Origin of the sequence: Tardiphaga sp. 20_F10_N6_6 (assembly GCF_052076045.1) — a bacterium.
Lineage (GTDB): Bacteria > Pseudomonadota > Alphaproteobacteria > Rhizobiales > Xanthobacteraceae > Tardiphaga > Tardiphaga robiniae.
On the sequence record NZ_CP197239.1, the window covers coordinates 6,084,443 to 6,101,622 of the forward strand.

General features: G+C 61.1%; 10 protein-coding genes. 2 read left to right on the forward strand and 8 right to left on the reverse strand.

The features are described from left to right. Positions 1-117: 117 nt before the first annotated feature. On the reverse strand, positions 118-354 hold the full coding sequence (locus AB7813_RS29055; protein WP_175367280.1) for a hypothetical protein: 237 nt from the start codon (positions 352-354) through the stop codon (positions 118-120). Positions 355-373: 19 nt separating this feature from the next. After that, positions 374-1,261, reverse strand: a complete 888-nt coding sequence (locus AB7813_RS29060) for a non-homologous end joining protein Ku (RefSeq protein ID WP_439063258.1) — start codon at positions 1,259-1,261, stop codon at positions 374-376. Between the two features lie 143 nt (positions 1,262-1,404). On the opposite strand from AB7813_RS29060, the gene ligD reads away from it, so the two are divergent. Continuing rightward, positions 1,405-4,128 (forward strand): DNA ligase D, encoded by a 2,724-nt coding sequence (ligD, locus tag AB7813_RS29065; RefSeq protein ID WP_439082819.1) that lies wholly within the window; start codon positions 1,405-1,407, stop codon positions 4,126-4,128. Positions 4,129-4,235: 107 nt separating this feature from the next. Here ligD and AB7813_RS29070 read toward each other — a convergent pair whose 3' ends face one another. Further along, positions 4,236-4,400, reverse strand: coding sequence for a DUF3309 family protein (locus AB7813_RS29070; RefSeq protein WP_081422059.1), 165 nt, complete (start codon positions 4,398-4,400; stop codon positions 4,236-4,238). 155 nt (positions 4,401-4,555) lie between these two features. Here AB7813_RS29070 and AB7813_RS29075 point away from each other — a divergent pair, with 155 nt between their 5' ends. Next, entirely contained in the window at positions 4,556-4,867 is a 312-nt protein-coding gene (locus AB7813_RS29075; protein WP_439063260.1) for a polyhydroxyalkanoic acid system family protein, read from the forward strand. A 228-nt stretch (positions 4,868-5,095) separates the two neighbouring features. Here AB7813_RS29075 and treY read toward each other — a convergent pair whose 3' ends face one another. From treY to treS, 5 genes are read right to left on the reverse strand one after another with little or no spacing between them, the layout of a single operon-like run. Further along, on the reverse strand, positions 5,096-7,888 hold the full coding sequence (gene treY / locus AB7813_RS29080; protein WP_439063261.1) for a malto-oligosyltrehalose synthase: 2,793 nt from the start codon (positions 7,886-7,888) through the stop codon (positions 5,096-5,098). Continuing rightward, a complete protein-coding gene (treZ, locus tag AB7813_RS29085) occupies positions 7,888-9,654 on the reverse strand; it encodes a malto-oligosyltrehalose trehalohydrolase (RefSeq protein WP_439063262.1) in 1,767 nt (588 codons plus the stop codon). Before treZ ends, treY begins: the two co-directional genes overlap by 1 nt. Next, entirely contained in the window at positions 9,651-11,729 is a 2,079-nt protein-coding gene (gene glgX / locus AB7813_RS29090; protein ID WP_439063263.1) for a glycogen debranching protein GlgX, read from the reverse strand. Before glgX ends, treZ begins: the two co-directional genes overlap by 4 nt. A 3-nt stretch (positions 11,730-11,732) precedes the next feature. Continuing rightward, the gene (glgB, locus tag AB7813_RS29095) at positions 11,733-13,874 is read right to left on the reverse strand and encodes a 1,4-alpha-glucan branching protein GlgB (RefSeq protein ID WP_439063264.1); all 2,142 of its coding nucleotides are present in this window, start codon (positions 13,872-13,874) and stop codon (positions 11,733-11,735) included. Then, on the reverse strand, positions 13,871-17,170 hold the full coding sequence (gene treS / locus AB7813_RS29100) for a maltose alpha-D-glucosyltransferase (RefSeq protein ID WP_439063265.1): 3,300 nt from the start codon (positions 17,168-17,170) through the stop codon (positions 13,871-13,873). Before treS ends, glgB begins: the two co-directional genes overlap by 4 nt. Positions 17,171-17,180 lie beyond the last annotated feature (10 nt).

A 17,180-nucleotide genomic window follows, 5' to 3' on the forward strand; every position in this document is an offset into this window, starting at 1 on the left:
ATGAACCAATCTTCGTCATGCCCGGGCTTGTCCCGGGCATCCACGTCTTGGGGAGAGAAAAACGTAGATGGCCGGGACAAGCCCGGCCATGACAGTTTCGACCGAAGCGTCATCGCCTCACTTCGTCTGTAAGGTCGCCTTCAGCAGGTGGTCCTTACATTCATCGTCCTTGCCCTCCGCCATTGCTTCGCTGGCCAGGCCGATCTCGTCGGAGGCGGTCTTCTTTTGCTTGCCATCGGCCATCTTGGCGATGGCTTCGGCGACGAAGGCGATATTCGAGGCGTTGCATTCCCGTGTCTGCAGTTGCTGCGCCTGCGCTGCCGCGGTCGACATCAACGCGATGCCTATGATCATTCCCAAAATCTTCATGCGCTCAGCTTGCCTTGCGATGTCGCGCCGATGACCGCGCAGCCTTCTTGGCCGGGCGCTTGCGCGCCACATGTGGTCGTGACGACGAAGCGCGTTTGGTCGACTTGCCCTTACCACCCTTGAGGCTCGCCTTCAGCGCATCCATCAGGTTGATGACGTTGTCCGGCTTCTCCTCCTTCTCGACGACCTTCACCGGCTTGCCCGCAGCCTTGCGCTTCACCAGCGTCTTCAGCGCGGTCTCATATTCATCCTTGAACTTGCTGGGATCGAAATGCGACGCCTTGCTGTCGAGGATATGCGCCGCAAGGTCGATCATGTCCTTGGAGATCCTCGGGCTCTTGATATCGTCGAAATAGTCCTCCTCGTCGCGCACTTCATAGGGGAAGCGCAGCGTGGTACCGAGCAGGCCCTTGCCGAGCGGCTCGATGGCGATGATATGCTCGCGATTGGTGAGCACGATGCGCGCTAGCGCCACGCGGTCCTTGTCCTTCATGGCATCGCGGATCACGGCGAACGCATCGGCGCCGGCCTTGCCGTCGGGCGCGATGTAATAGGGATTGTTCAGATAGCGCCGATCGATCTCGTCGCGCGGCACGAAGTTGTCGATGTCGATAGTGTGATTGCTCTCGATCTGCACGGCCTCGAGCTCTTCCTTCTCGATCTCGACATATTCGCCCTTGCTGATCTCGTAGCCGCGGCCCTTCTGCTCCTTCTCCACGACGTCGCCGGTCTCGACATCCACCATCTGCTGTCTCAGCCGGTTGCCGGTCTCACGGTTGATCATGTGGAATTTGGTTTTCTCGACCGAGGTCGCGGCCGGATACAGCACCACCGGGCAGGTGACGAGCGACAGCTTGAGAGAGCCTTTCCAATAAGCGCGGGGCGGGGCCATACTCGTTCTCCAACTCGATCTACAAATGAAGCGCGCAGGCCGCAAAGTATTGCGCTGGCGTGGATTTCCAGGAACTTCAACGGCAGTTGCCGGTTTTGGTTCCGGGCCGGATCATGCGCCCAATGCGGTGAGTGGGGGACGGTGTGGCCGACAAGCAGCTTCAGATCTACCGCCGGAAACGCGATTTCGCGCTCACCAAGGAGCCCTCCGGCCAGATCGTGGTCGCGCCGGCGAAGCGCCGCCGCTTCGTGATCCAGAAACACGATGCCACGCGGCTGCATTACGATCTGCGGCTGGAGATGGACGGGGTGTTCAAGTCGTGGGCCGTCACGCGCGGGCCATCGATGGACCCTGCCGACAAGCGCCTCGCTGTCGAGGTTGAGGACCATCCGCTCGACTATGGCGATTTCGAAGGCACGATTCCCCGGGGACAATACGGCGGCGGCACCGTGCAACTGTGGGACCGTGGCTATTGGGAGAGCGACGATCCGGACAAGGGCTTCAAGAAGGGCGACCTGAAATTCACGCTGGACGGCGAGAAGCTGCATGGCGGCTTCGTTCTGGTGCGCATGAAGCATGACCGCAATGGCGGCAAGCGGACCAACTGGTTGCTGATCAAGCATCGCGACGACTTCGTGAAGGAGGGCAAGGCCAACACCATCCTCGACGATGACAAGTCAGTGGCATCCGGCCGGACCATGAGCGCCATCGCCTCAGGAGAAGGGAAGGCGCCGAAGCCCTTCATGATCGCGAAGACGGCAAAGATCAAACCCGATGCTATCTGGGATTCCAGCGATGGCAGTGCTGCCGATGCGCGCGCTAATAGGGGCGGCAAGACGAAGGCTGATGTAGGGGGGGCGAGGACTGAGAAAGCTGCAGGCAAAAATGCCGTGACAAGGAAGGCGGCCAAACCATCGGCGAAGCCGGTCAAGGTCGCAAGGATGCCGGGCTTCGTCGCGCCTCAGCTTTGCACCATCGTGGATCGGCCGCCCTCTGCGGATGGCTGGGCGCATGAGATTAAGTTCGACGGCTATCGGGTGCAGCTCCGCGTCGAAGACGGCGAGACCACGCTGAAGACACGCAAGGGGCTCGACTGGACCGACAAGTTTCAGGCTATCGCGACAGAGGCCACCGGCCTGCCGGATGCGATTATCGATGGCGAGATTGTCGGCCTTGACGCTCATGGCGCGCCGAATTTCGCGGCGCTGCAGGCGGCGCTGTCGGATGACGAGACCGATACGCTGATCTTCTTCGTGTTCGACCTGCTGTTTGCGGATGGCGAAGACCTGCGGAAGCTGCCGCTTGGCGAGCGCAAGGAGCGATTGAAGGCGCTACTCGACAAAGCCCGCGGCCGTCGCAAGGAAAGCCTGATCCGCTATGTCGATCATTTCGAGACTGGTGGTGACGCCATTCTGCAGTCGGCCTGCAAACTGTCACTGGAAGGCATCGTCTCCAAGAAGCTGTCGGAGCCCTATATGTCCGGCCGCTCGCAAAACTGGACCAAGGCCAAATGCCGGGCCGGCCATGAGGTCGTGATCGGCGGATGGAAGAGTAATGCCGGCAAGTTCCGGTCGCTGATGGTCGGCGTCAACAGAGGCGATCATCTGGCCTATGTCGGCATCGTCGGCACCGGCTTCGGCCAGGACAAGGTCACGCGCATCATGCCGGCGCTGAAGAAATCAGCGGCGAAGACGAGCCCGTTCGGCGGCAAGGAGACGCCGCCGGGTGGCCGGGACGTGCACTGGCTCAAGCCCGAACTGGTGGCCGAGATCGAATTCGCAGGCTTCACCGGCGCCGGCATGGTGCGTCAGGCGTCATTCAAGGGGCTGCGGCAGGACAAGCCGGCTGATGAGGTCGAGGCTGAGACGCCAAAGACAACCGAACTTGCCGAACCGAGACCCAAGCGCGGCGCGAAGAAGACTGCCAAGAACTCCACGAAAAAAGCCCCGCCTGCAAAAGCTGCGGCAGGCAATGCCGTTGTCATGGGCGTATCGATCTCCAAGCCTGACAAGGAGCTATGGCCGGATGCTGGCGATGGCGAGCCGGTTACCAAACGCGATCTCGCAGCGTATTTCGAAGCCGCCGGCGACTGGATGATGGACTATCTCAAGGGGCGCCCATGTTCGATCGTGCGCGCGCCCGATGGCATCGACGGGCAGCAGTTCTTCCAGCGCCACGCAATGCCGGGGACATCGAACCTGCTCGAACTCGTGAAAGTCTCTGGCGACCGCAAGCCTTACCTGCAGATCGATCGAGTCGAGGGTCTCGCGGCCGTCGCACAGATCGGCGGGCTCGAACTGCATCCCTGGAATTGCGCGCCGGATGCGCCGGATACACCGGGGCGTCTGGTGTTCGATCTCGATCCGGCGCCTGATGTGGAGTTCATTGCCGTCATGGATGCGGCACGCGAGATGCGCGAACGGCTCTCGAGCCTCGGCATGGAGAGTTTCTGCAAGACGACGGGCGGCAAGGGCCTGCATGTGGTGGCACCGCTGCTGCACAGCGCGAAGGACAAGGTTGACTGGAAGACGGCGAAGACGTTTGCGCAGGCCGTATGCCAGCAGATGGCCAGTGACGACCCTGAGCGCTATCTGCTCAACATGTCGAAGAAGCTGCGTGGTGGAAAGATTTTCCTCGATTATCTGCGCAACGACTGGATGTCGACCGCGGTCTCGGTGTTGTCGCCGCGGGCGCGAAAGGGTGCCACGGTGTCGATGCCACTGACATGGCCACAGTTGCGCAAAGATTTGGATCCGAAGAATTTCACTGTGCGCAGCGTCCCGGCGCTACTGGCGAAGAGCAAGGCGTGGACGGGTTACGAGGATGCTGCGTCGTCGATCAAGGCCGCGATTGGAAAAATGAAATGACTCTCACCGTCATTACTCGCTTTCGCGGGTGATGACGGTGAGAGCGTACGCGCATGGAAAAGCGCGCGATCCTTCCGGATCGCGCGCCTTGAAATCAATATCCGCTCTTACAGCTTACCAAGCAGCAGGAGTATCAGCAGGATCACCACGATGAGGCCGAGACCGCCGCCGCCGTAATAGCCGGTGCCGTAGAACGGACCGCCGCCGATACCGCTGAAACCACCAAGCAAGGCGATAATCAGGATGATCAGAATAATCGTACCAATGGACATGAATGTCTCCTCAGCCTGGCAGACGGACGAGCCGGCTGCCTTCATGCGGTAAAAACGCGCAGGCGCCCGCAAGGTTCCAGGGTTGAAACCTTCATTGCGACTACCGCTGGACGAATTCGCGCTTACATCCATATGAACTAACAAAGGATCCCTTGATGTCTGCACCGCTCGTTGTCTCTATCCCTCACAGCCTCGGCCGCGAGGAAGCTGCGCGCCGGCTCAAGACAGGACTGACACGCGCAGCAACTAATGTACCGATGTTGAAAGTTGACGAGGAGCGCTGGGACGGCGATCGCATGATCTTCCGCGTCCATGCCATGGGGCAGGCAGCGTCCGGTCATGTCGATGTGGCCGAGGATCATGTCACCGTCGAAGTTGTGCTGCCCTGGTTGCTGCAGCGCTTCGCGGAAGTGGCGCAGGCAGCGATTAAGTCGCGCGGAAATCTGCTGCTCACGAAAAAGGGTTGAACCGGCGATTGCGACGTGCAGAAAATCTCACGCATCTTTAATGCCTGCTGCTGTGCAGCATAAAAATGTCGTGCGATAGTGCGGCGCACGCGAGTTTGATCGTAAACCACTCGCAAACAATTTGATGAAAAGCTTTGAGCACGCGGAGGAAGGGAACCGACCTTTCTCGAGTCGGCACGACATCCGCCAGGCCGTCCGGCCGTTGATCCCGGGCGGCCTTGTCGTATGCTATCGCAAACGCGTCGAACGAATGCGTTTCGGCGCGGCATGTGCCTTCACGATCGCCATCGGAAGCTGCTTGAAGAGTTTGGCAACGGAGAGCTGGATCGCGCCGTTCTTCTGCGCAAAACCTTCAACGAGATAGCCGGGCGCGATCACTGTCGCGTCGAAGGCCGTCGCCTCCGGCCAATGCCGCCCGCCTTGCGTCGCTTCGAAAAAGGCGCGTGGGATCACGACGATCGCCGCGTCGCGCTGATGCCGCCGCGCAAAGGCGATGATGTGCGCGGCATGAGGTCCGGTCACTTCAAGTGGTTCGTAATCGCCATCGGTGAAGACGGCTGCCATCTCGGTGCGGTGTTTCAACAGCTCGCGCGTCCAGGCGAGTTTGATGTGGCCATCATCCCAGTGTTGCGCCAGCGCTGCCCAATCCGGCTGCTGCAGTGCCTTCAGCACTTTCGCGCGTTCGGCGAAATCCACCGGGCGGCGGTTATCGGGATCGACCAGCGAGAAATCCCAGAATTCGGTGCCCTGATAGAAGTCCGGCATGCCGGGAATGGTCGCTTTCAGCGTGATCTGGCTGAGTGAATTCAACGCGCCGATCAGCGATGTGCGTTTGGCAAAGGTCTCAAGCGCTGCAAGAAATTCCAGCGACTGGGCCGGGTCGAGAATGCGCTCCAGAAACGTGCGCAGACCCTTCTCATAGGTGTCGTTGGGGTTGAGCCAGCTCGTTTCCTGCTTGCCCTCGCGCGCCGCCTTCAGCGCATAGGCCTGCATCCGCTCGAGGAAGGAATTGTCCTGCCCGCCGAGCGGCCAGGCGCCGATAAGCGCCTGATAAAACATATACTCGAACGCTGCGGAGGGCGCGCGCATCTCGCCGTCAACAACCAGATGCGGCGCGTTCAGCAACTTCCAGCGGCTGACAGCACTGGCCCATTCACCGGGCATTTCGGCCAGCGCCAGCAAACGCGCGCGGGCATCCTCGCCGCGCTTGGTATCGTGGGTGGCGGTCGAAGTCATGCCATGCGGCCGCTCGAGCGCGCGTGTGATCATTATCTCGTGGAACGTAGCGACAGGTATCGCTTCCGCTGCTGGCTCGCCGCCAACTTCGTTGAACGCCAGCAGGCGATGATAGCGATAGAAGGCGGTGTCTTCGAGCGACTTCGCCATCGTCGGCCCGGTGAACTGCTGCACCTTCAATGCAAAGCGTCGCACCCGCGGCTTGCTATGTGCGGGGCGGCCAGGCTTCAGCAGGTCCAGCGTCAGAGCGTCGCGCAAGAAGTCGAACAAGCCTTCATCGGCGCCGAACCAGTCGGCGCGAGCTTTCTCGATGGTCGTGGCGATCAGTTGCCGGTCGAGGGCAGATGGACCGGCGGTGGAGAGATAGGTGCGATAGACCGGGAAATGCAGCACGTAAAGTTCGAAAGCCTGACGCAGCGTGTCGGCGGAGAAGTCGCGCGTCGAATAATGCCCGTTGGCGATCCGTGCCAGCAGACGCGTCAGCACGGTGAATTCGCTGAGCAGCAGCGTATCGAGCACGCGGCGCTTGGCTTCCACCAGTTGCGGTTCGAATTTCGGCGAGACGTTGCTCACCTGACGCCAGGTTTCGCCCAGTGGTTCCAGGCCTTTTTCTTCGACCAGTACCTGCGTGATCACATTGAGCCATTCATAGCCGGTGGTGCCATGCACGCCGGCGAAGGGCACCAGCTTCTCGTGCTCGCCGAGAATCTTCTCGACCACGACATAGAACGGTTTGGTGCTGTTGCCATGCGCCTCGCGGATCAGCCGGCGCAGCCGTTGGAAATATTGCGAGGGATCGTGAAGGCCGTCGATGTGGTCCAGCCGCAACCCCTGCAGCTTGTCTTCGGTAATCAGCCGTTTGACGAGCGAATGGATCGCCTCGAACGTATCGGCGTCCTCGATACGTAGACCAGCCAGCGTATTGACGTCGAAGAAGCGGCGGTAATTGATCTCGCTCGATGCCAGGCGCCACTGACCGAGCTTATAGTGCTGGCGCTCCAGCAGCATGTGCATGGCCTGAATCTGGGCGGGCCGATCCAGCCCGGCGCGATAGGCGTCGAGGCCGCGCGTGATAACCTCGGCAGCGCCGTCGATCGACGCCAGCTGCTGCTTGAAAGCCGGCGCTTCCCGCCGGTTGGGATGGCGGAGGCCCTTGTGCTTGGCCGCCAGTGTCAGGATTGCGCGGCCGGCTGGCGTGTTGCCGGCGTCGGCTTCCTTGACGATGGTGCGCAGCATCTCGCTGTAGCGCTCCGGCGCGATCGGCAGCCTATGCTCGAAATACCAGGCCGAGAAGCTGCCTTCCTCGGCGTCGTATTTCAGCTCGATCTCGCCGTTGTCCAGTGCCTGGCCATAAGAGCTACCGATGATCGGTAGCAGCAGGCCGCCGCGTGCGCGATAGGGCAGGGTGTCCCAGTCGATGTCGAAGGAGACGGCGTGCGGCGAGGCCTGTCCCCATTCCAGCACGTCGAGCCACCACGGATTGTCTGCGAAATGCACGCCCACATGATTGGGCACAAAGTCGAGGATCAGGCCGATATCGTTGGCCTTCAGCGCGGCACTCAGGCGCTCGAAACCTTCGTCGCCGCCCAGTTCTGGATTGAGCTTGGTGTGATCGACAATGTCATAGCCATGGGTCGAGCCGGCGCGCGATTTCATGAAGGGTGAGGCATAGAGATGGGTGATGCCAAGCGCCTTCAGATAGGGGACGATGCCCGCGGTGGCATCGAAATCGAAATCCTTGGTGAGTTGAATACGGTAGGTCGCGACGGGAATCGCAGGAGCCATTATCTATCTCCGATCCGCCAAACGACGGACCACGGCGTCCCCACGCCGGTGGTAGTGTTGCCCCAAATTGTTGTACCTGTGCTCGGCGATGCCGCGTTGACGGTCTTGTCGGAAAGATTGGCCGTGAGATGCAGCCTGCTGCCGTCACCCATTGTCCAGAAGGCCGTGAGCAAACCGTCGTCGCTCGCCTCAGCCTGGCCGAACCGTGCGCCAGCAAGGCGCGGCACGATGTGCTGATTGCGCAATGCGAGCAGCTCGCGAACCAGCGTCAGCCGCGTCTTGCCCGTGGTCGTTTCGCGATTGTCCCAATCGACGAAGGCCGAGCGGAACGAGCTCTCGTCCAACGGATCGGGAATCTCGTCGCCATACTTTTCGTAGGCGCTGGCGAATTCCTTCTTGCGGCCATTGCGTACGGCATTGGCGAGATCGCCTTCGAAATCGCAGAAAAACGGGAATGGCACCTTCGAGCCCCATTCCTCGCCCTGAAACAGCATCGGCACCATCGGCGCCAGCAATGTAATGGCCAGTGCAGCTTCGATGGCCTCGGGCTTGGCCAAGGTCTCCAGCCGATCGCCAAGCGCACGATTACCGATCTGGTCGTGGTTCTGCAGGAAATTCACGAAGGCGGCCGGTGCGAGTTCGCCTGATGGTTCGCCGCGCGGTGCGCCGTCGCGATGCGCCGACGACTGGCCCTGATAGGCGAAGCCCGAGCCCAGCGCCCGTACGATATGATCGAGCGGCTTCGGTGCGTAGTCGCTGTAATAGCCCTTGTCCTCGCCGGTGAGCAGCACGTGCCAGGCATGGTGATAGTCGTCGTTCCACTGCGCGCGATATTTGCCGCGCGGCGGGTTGGTGGCGGGATCGAGCAGAGTGGCGCGGTTGTCGTCGTTCTCGAGCACCAGATGGATCAGTCGGCCGGTGTCGGCGGCTAGCTTGCCGACCTCGCGGCTCAGCTCGTGCAGCATCGGGATCTCGCCCTGTTCGGGGATCGCATGCACGGCATCGAGCCTGAGCCCATCGAAGCGATAGTCGCGCAGCCACGCCACGGCATTCTCGATCGCGTAGGCCCGCACTTCCGGCAGGTGATAGTTGATCGCCGAGCCCCACGGCGTATGCGCATCGCCGAAGAAGGACGGCGCATATTGCCCGATGTAATTCCCTTCCGGGCCGAAGTGGTTATAGACGACGTCCAGAAACACTGTCAGCCCACGCAGATGCGCCTCGTCGATCAGCGCCTTCAGATCGTCCGGGCGGCCGAACATCGCGTCCGGCGCATACCACAGCACACCGTCATAACCCCAGTTGCGCTTGCCGGCGAAATCGGCCAACGGCATCAATTCGAGCGCGGTGATCCCCGTCGCCACAAGGTGATCGAGCTTGTCGATCATCGCGCGATAGGTGCCCTGCGGCGTAAAGGTACCGACATGGGTTTCAATCAGCACGGTCTCTTCCCACGGCCGCCCGCGCCAGTCGGTCGCGCGCCACGGATAGGCCTTGTGGTTGATCACTTCGGAAGGGCCGGCGATATCGTTCGGCTGAAAGCGTGAGCCGGGGTCGGGCACGTCGGTCTTGTCGTCGATCCTGAAGCGATAGGTGGCGCCGGCTTTCACGCCGGAAATCTCGGCGGCGAACCAGCCGTCATCGCCGGGCTTCAAGGGATAGGATTGATCGCCAAGTACCACGTCGACGCGTTGCGCCGCCGGCGCCCAGAGACGGAAGATCGCGCCTTTCTCCGTGAGCCGTGGTCCGAACGAATGCGCGCTCATGCTGGCGTCCCCGCAAAGGCAAGCACCGAGCGCGGTGGCGCATCGATGTCGCTACCGGGGGGGAGGATAGCGATGGAGAGCTTTTCGTCGGCGGTGTTCAGCACCTGCCTCCAGTTCTTGTATTCCAGCATCTTCGGCAGCTTGAACGGGATGCCCTCAGGCGCCGCATTCAGCACGATGAAAATCGGGTTGGTGTTGTCGCCGGAAGCGCTAAGCACATAGGAGAGAAAGCGCCCGTCGGGAAACGCCCAGTCCGTCTCGGTCATCTCGTCGGCCGAGGGCGTCAGCCATAGCACGCCATAGCTGCCATCGGCGCGGCGGCCGTCGAGCCAGCGTTGCGTGGTGATCTGCGGAAAGCGCTGTCGCAGCTGCGCCATATGGCCGATGAAGTCGGTGAGATCGTCGTCCTTGTCGCCGAGATTGTCCCAGCCGACCCAGCCGATCTCGTTGTCCTGGCAATAGGCGTTGTTGTTGCCGCCCTGCGTGTTGCCGACCTCGTCGCCGGCCAGCAGCAGCGGCACGCCCTGCGCGAGGAACAGACAGGCGAGCTGGTTCTTGCGGAGTTGCCTGCGGAGCGCCAGCAGCTCGGGATCGTCGGTCGGGCCCTCGACGCCGAAATTGTTGCTGAGGTTATCCGAGGAGCCGTCGCGATTGTCCTCGCCATTGGCTTCGTTGTGCTTCTCGTTATAGGCAAAGAGGTCGGCCAGCGGGAAACCGTCATGCACGGTGACATGGTTGATCCCGGCGCGCTGCTTGCGGCCGTCATGATTGAACACGTCGGACGAACCGGTCATGCGGCTGGAGACTTCGCCGATCAGCGAGCCTTCGCCGCTCCAGTAGCGGCGCATGGCGCTGCGATATTTGTCGTTCCATTCCGACCACTGCGATGGAAACGCGCCGACCTGGTAGCCGCCCATGCCGAGATCCCAAGGCTCGGCGACCATTTTGACGTTTGCGAGGACAGGGTCCTGCCGGATGGCGGTGAGGAAACCGCTATTGCGATCGAAGCCATTCGGCCCGCGCGCCAGCGTGGTTGCAAGGTCGAAACGAAAGCCATCCACGTGACACACCTCGACCCAGTAGCGCAATGAATCCATCACCATCTGCAACACGCGCGGATGCGTAAGGTTCATCGAGCTGCCACAGCCCGTGAAGTCGTCATAGAATCGTGGATTGTCCGGCATCAGCCAGTAATAGGAGGCGTTGTCGATGCCGCGGTAGCTCAGTGTCGGGCCGAGATGATTGCCTTCGGCGGTGTGGTTATAGACCACATCGAGTATCACCTCGATGCCCGCGTCATGCAGCCGCGCCACCGTTGTGCGGAACGCATCGAGCGGATTGTCGGCGCCGTAGCGCGCTTCCGGTGCGAAGAAGGAGAGGGTGTTATAACCCCAGTAATTCACCAGCTTCATTTCCACCAGCCGGCGGTCATCGACAAAGCTGTGCACCGGCAGCAGCTCGATGGTGGTGACGCCAAGCCGTTTGAGATGCTCGATCATCGACGGCGACGACAGTCCGCGATAGGTGCCGCGCAGTCCTGGCGGCACGTCCTTGCGGGTCTGCGTCAGGCCCTTCACATGGGCCTCATAGATGATCGTATCTTCCCACGGCACGCTCGGGCGCGCTTCCTTGCGCCCCCAGTTGAAGGTCTCGTCGACCACCACGGCCTTCGGCATGCCGCGCGCATTGTCGCGGCGATCGAAGGACAGGTCCTCGCGCGACGAGCCGGTGCGATAGCCGAAATGTGCATCGCTCCAGACCAGGCGCCCGGCCAGCTTCTTGGCATAGGGGTCGAGCAGCAGCTTGTGCGCATTGAAGCGATGTCCATGCTCCGGTTCATAAGGCCCGTGCACGCGATAGCCATAGAGCTGGCCCGGCGAGACATCGTTGAGATAGCCGTGAAAGACGTGCTCGTTATATTCCGGCAATTCGATGCGCTCGAGCTCGCGCCGCCCCTGGCTGTCGAACAGACACAGTTCGACCCTGGTGGCGTTCGCAGAGAACAAGGCAAAGTTGGTCCCCCGTCCGTCCCAGCTTGCGCCGAGGCGGGAGGGCATGCCGGCGGATAGTCTCATGCTCTAGAATTCCGGTACGAGAAAGAGTGCGGCCAGCGGTGGAAGGGTCAGATTGAGTTCGGGGACAAGCCCCTTGGCAATGACTTCGCCCGAATTGCCGACATTGCTGCCGCCATAATGCGCGGCGTCGGAATTCAACACCTCGCGCCAGGCGCCGGTGAACGGCACGCGGACGCGGTAATCGTGATAGACGTTGGGCGAGAAGTTCACGACCACGAGGCATTGCGCGCGCGGATTGCCGCCCTTGCGCAGCCAAGCGAAGACGTTGTTGCCGGCATCATCAGTGATTATCCATTCGAAGCCGGCGGGATCGCAATCGAGTTCATGCAGTGCCGGCTGGTTGCGATACAGCTCGTTGAGATCGCGGATCAGCGAATGGATGCCGGCATGCTTGTCCTGCTCCAGCAGGTGCCAGTCCAGCGACGTGTCGTGATTCCATTCGCGCTCCTGGGCGAATTCGCAGCCCATGAACATCAGCTTCTTGCCGGGATGGCCGAACATGAAGGAATAATACGCGCGCAGATTGGCGAACCGCTGCCAGTCGTCGCCCGGCATGCGGCCCAGGATGGACCGCTTGCCGTGCACGACTTCGTCATGCGATAGCGGCAGCACGAAATTTTCCGAGAAGGCGTATTGCAGCCCGAACAGAATGTCGTTGTGCTGGTACTTGCGATAGATCGGATCCTTGCTGATGTAATTCAGCGTGTCATGCATCCAGCCCATGTTCCACTTGTAGCCGAATCCGAGCCCGCCGAATTCGACGGGGCGTGAGACCTGCGGCCAAGCAGTGGATTCCTCCGCCGCCGTGGTCGCATTCGGAAATTTGGCGAAGACCTCGGTGTTGAAGCGGCGCAGGAAGCTGACGGCCTCGATATTCTCGCGGCCACCATATTTGTTCGGTATCCAGGCGCCGGCTTCCCGGCTGTAATCGAGATACAGCATCGAGGCGACGGCATCGACGCGCAGCCCATCCACATTGTAACGCTCAAGCCAGAACAGCGCGTTGGATACGAGGAAGTTTACGACTTCGGTGCGGCCGTAATTGTAGATCAGCGTGCCCCAGTCCATGTGCCGGCCCTGCAGCGGGTTGGCATGTTCATAAAGGGCCGTGCCGTCGAAATTGCCGAGGCCATGCGGATCATCCGGGAAGTGCCCGGGCACCCAGTCGAGCAGCACGCCGAGCCCCTCGGCATGACAGGCGTCGATCAGCAGTGCGAATTCTGCCGGCGTACCGAAGCGGCTGGTCGGCGCATACATGCCGGTCGGCTGATAGCCCCAGGAGCCGTCAAACGGATGCTCGTTGACCGGCAGGAATTCCACATGGGTAAAACCAAGATCGCGGGCATAGCGCGGCAGCGTCTCCGCGAGGTCGCGATAGGTCAGCCACTCATTGTCGCCCTTGCGACGCCAGGAGCCCAGATGCACCTCGTAGATCGACATCGGCTTGTTCAGCGCATTGATGTGATCCGGGGCAGGGCGCGGATGCGGGATCCTGGTTTCGTCGAGCACGATGGACGCCGTGGAGGGCCGCAGTTCGGCGGCGAAGGCCATCGGGTCGGATTTTTGCGTCAACTGGCCATGCGGGCCAATGATGTCGAACTTGTAGTGATCGCGGGGCGTGGCTCCGGGAACGAACAGCTCCCAGTAGCCCGCACCGCGCACGCGCATGGGATGACGCCGCGCATCCCAGAAATTGAAATCACCGACAACGCTGACACGCTTCGCATTGGGCGCGAGCACCACAAATCCGACGCCGCTGACGCCTTCAAGCACCATCGGATGGGCGCCGAGCTTGTCATAGAGCCGCTGATGGGTACCTTCGCCGAGCAGATAGAGATCGAATTCAGTCAGGATCGGCGGAAAGCGATAAGGGTCGTCGAGATCGACGGATCTGTCGCCATAGCGCGCCCGCAGTTGATACTTGGTCGAGCCATTAGCCAGCGCGCCGACAAACAGGCCGGCGTCATGGACGCGTTCCAATGCGGTCGTCGCACCGTGATCGTCGATGGCATCGACCTTCACGGCTTCGGGCAGGAAAGCACGCACGACCGTCTTGTCGGCTTCCTTGTGGGGGCCGAGATAGTGAAATGGATCGGAGTGGCGGCCTTCGACGATTGCGTAAGCCTCGGCGGGCAAATTGGTCATACGGCTTCCTCAGAATACTGGTTCAGAATGCGCAGGATGCCAGTCAGTGGCACCCGCAGCCAATCTGGCCGATGCGCGAGTTCGTATTCGATTTCATAAAGCGCCTTCTCCAGAAGGAAGAAGTTCAGCATTTCCTTGGTGGCCCCCGCGTCTGCCGGCCACAGCCGCGCATCAGTCATGGTCTCGCGATAGGCGTCAACGAAAGCCGTGGTGGCACGTTCCCGCCAGGCGTCCAGTGCCGCAGCCAGCTTGCCGGTGTCGTCCGAAGTGACCTTGAGCGCGCGTTCCAGCGCTGCCGTTGCCGAATAATCGATCGAGCGAATGAGCCCGGCGATATCGCGCGCAGCGGGCGCCTTGCGGCGGCGCTCATCGATCGACCTACGCGGTTCACCCTCGAAGTCGATGATGAAGATATCATCCTTGACGATCAGCATCTGGCCGAGATGGAAATCTCCGTGATGGCGGATCTTCAGTCCGTCGATATTCTCCGGCAGCAGCTCGGTCAGCCACCCCCGCAAGCCGTGGCGCAGTTCCAGCACCTGATCGATCAGCGCGCGATCCGAATCCTTTGCAGAATTGCGACGTTGGGCAAGCGCACTGAATACCGGCTCCGCACGCGTGACAATTTCATTGATCCAGAGCCTGATATCGTCAGGCGACGTCGGCTCCGGCTTGAAATCCGGGATGTCGTCGCGGCTGGCCAGCGCCATCTGCATCTCGGCGACGCGGCGGCCGGTCTGCGACATATAGAGCAGATACGGTACCTGTTCTTCACTGTGCGGGGCGTGGTCATCCACCGCCAGCAGACGCTGCTCATCGGCGAAACGGTCGAGATAGGCCGATGTCACCGTCCAGGCATCACCCTGATTCTGCACGAAGGCATGCACGATGGCGACGGCGGTGCGCTGATCACCCTCGACCAGCTCGACACTGCCTAGCAAAGCCGGCGTATTGGTGAAACCGGCGATATCCGTCAGGAAACGGCTGACCTCGATCTCCGGATTGATGCCGGCCTGCAGCTTGCGATAGATCTTCACGACATAGTCGTTGTCGACCAATGCAGTGCTGTTGGACTGTTCGGTTTCGACCGCACGGATGTTCTCCAGCGGCGCAGCCGGCTTTTCGGCGAGCTTGGTCGTTGGCCGGAATTCCAGACGGTTGCCCTCTTCTTCGACGGTCAGTGAAATGCGCAAATTGTGCAACAGCAGCGCAATGAAGATGTGGTCGGTGGCGACATCGAGCAAGGTGCCTTCGCGTGCGCCCTGGCGGACAGCGGCAAAGGCTTTCGGATTGTAGCGTTCGCGGTCGAAGCGGGTCCACTCGATCTGCATGGGCAGTAGATAGCGCGTCGCCACATTGCGCTGCGTGGTTTCGAAGAACACCAGCCATGGACGGTTGTCGCCGATCTCGCAGAACGGGATCGCGCCGGTCAGCACGGGCTGGATCGCCTTTGGCTGTCGCTCCGGATACCAGCGGCTGCGCGCCAGGAAGGAGGGCAGCACGTCGCGCTCGAACACACCGCGCGTACGGGCGAGAGTCATCCAGGTCGAGCCGAGCGGCACCACCAGCGTTTCGAATTCCGGCACCACCGGCGGCTGCGAATGTTCGGAGACATCGCGGAGCTGCAGCTGGAACCAGTAGAAGCCGTAAGGCGCCAGCGTGATCATGTAAGGCAGATCGCCGATCGGCGGAAATTTGGTGCGGCCGAGCATTTCCAGCGGCACGCGTTCCTTCCACGGCGACAGATCGAGTTCGGTGGCCTGCGCGGCGCGCGACAGGTTGGCGACGCAGAGGATCGCTTCGTCGCCGAGTTGGCGCACATAAGCGAGAACGGAGCGGTTGTCGGGGCGGATGAAGGTCATGGTGCCGCGACCGAAAGCGAGCGTCGATTTCCTGACAGCAATGAGCCGTTTGGTCGCCGACAGCAGTGACGATAGGCTGCGCGACTGCGCCTCCACGTTCACCGACTCATAACCGTAGATTGGATCCATGATCGGCGGTGCATAGAGCCGCGCAGGATCTGCGCGCGAGAAGCCGCCATTGCGGTCCGGTGCCCACTGCATCGGCGTGCGCACGCCGTTGCGGTCGCCGAGATAGATATTGTCGCCCATGCCGATCTCGTCGCCGTAATAAATGATCGGCGTGCCGGGGAACGACAGCAACAACGAGTCCAGCAGCTCGATCTTGCGCCGATCGTTGTCCATCAAAGGCGCCAGGCGACGGCGAATACCGACATTGATGCGCGCGCGCGGATCGTTCGCATAGGTGGACCACAGATAGTCGCGCTCGACGTCGGTGACCATTTCCAGCGTCAGCTCGTCGTGATTGCGCAGGAACATCGCCCACTGGCAGTCGCCGGGAATGTCCGGTGTCTGCCGCATGATATCGGTGATCGGGAATCGGTCTTCCTGCGCCAGTGCCATATAGATGCGTGGCATCAGCGGGAAGTGATAGGCCATGTGGCATTCATCACTGTTGCCAAAATATTCCTGCACGTCTTCGGGCCACTGATTGGCCTCGGCCAGCAACAGTTTGCCCGGCGCATAGGCATCGAGCTCGGCACGCAGATGTTTGATGACCTTGTGCGTTTCCGGCAGGTTCTCGTTATTGGTACCGTCGCGCTCGACAAGATAGGGGATCGCGTCCAGACGGAAGCCATCGACGCCGGCATCCAGCCAGCGTTTCATCACCTGCACCACGGCAGAGACGACGCGCGGATTGTCGAAATTCAAATCCGGCTGATGTGAGAAGAAGCGGTGCCAGTAATAGGCCTTGGCCTCCGGGTCCCAGGTCCAGTTCGACTTTTCGGTATCGGTGAAGATGATCCGGGTGCTCTGATATTTCTGGTCGGTGTCGCTCCAGACATACCAGTTGCGCGCACTGGAGCCGGCCGGGCTGCGGCGGGCGCGCTTGAACCAGTCATGCTGGTCCGACGTGTGATTGATGACGAGTTCGGTAATCACGCGCAGGCCACGGCGCTTGGCTTCGTGGATGAAGCGCTTGAAATCCTTCATCGTGCCGAAGTCGGGATGGATCGAACCATAGTCGGCGATGTCGTAGCCGTCGTCGCGGCCTGGCGACGGATAGAACGGCATCAGCCAGATGGTGGTGACGCCGAGATCCTGCAGGTAATCCAGCTTCTCGGTCAGGCCGATAAAGTCGCCGATGCCGTCATGGTTGCTGTCAGCGAATGTCTTCACATGCAGCTGATAGATGATGGCGTCCTTGTACCAGAGCTTGTCGATCTCCTCGGCGCGCTGTTTCGCTTTAACGTCGATATCGGTCATTACGTTCATGTCAACGCTT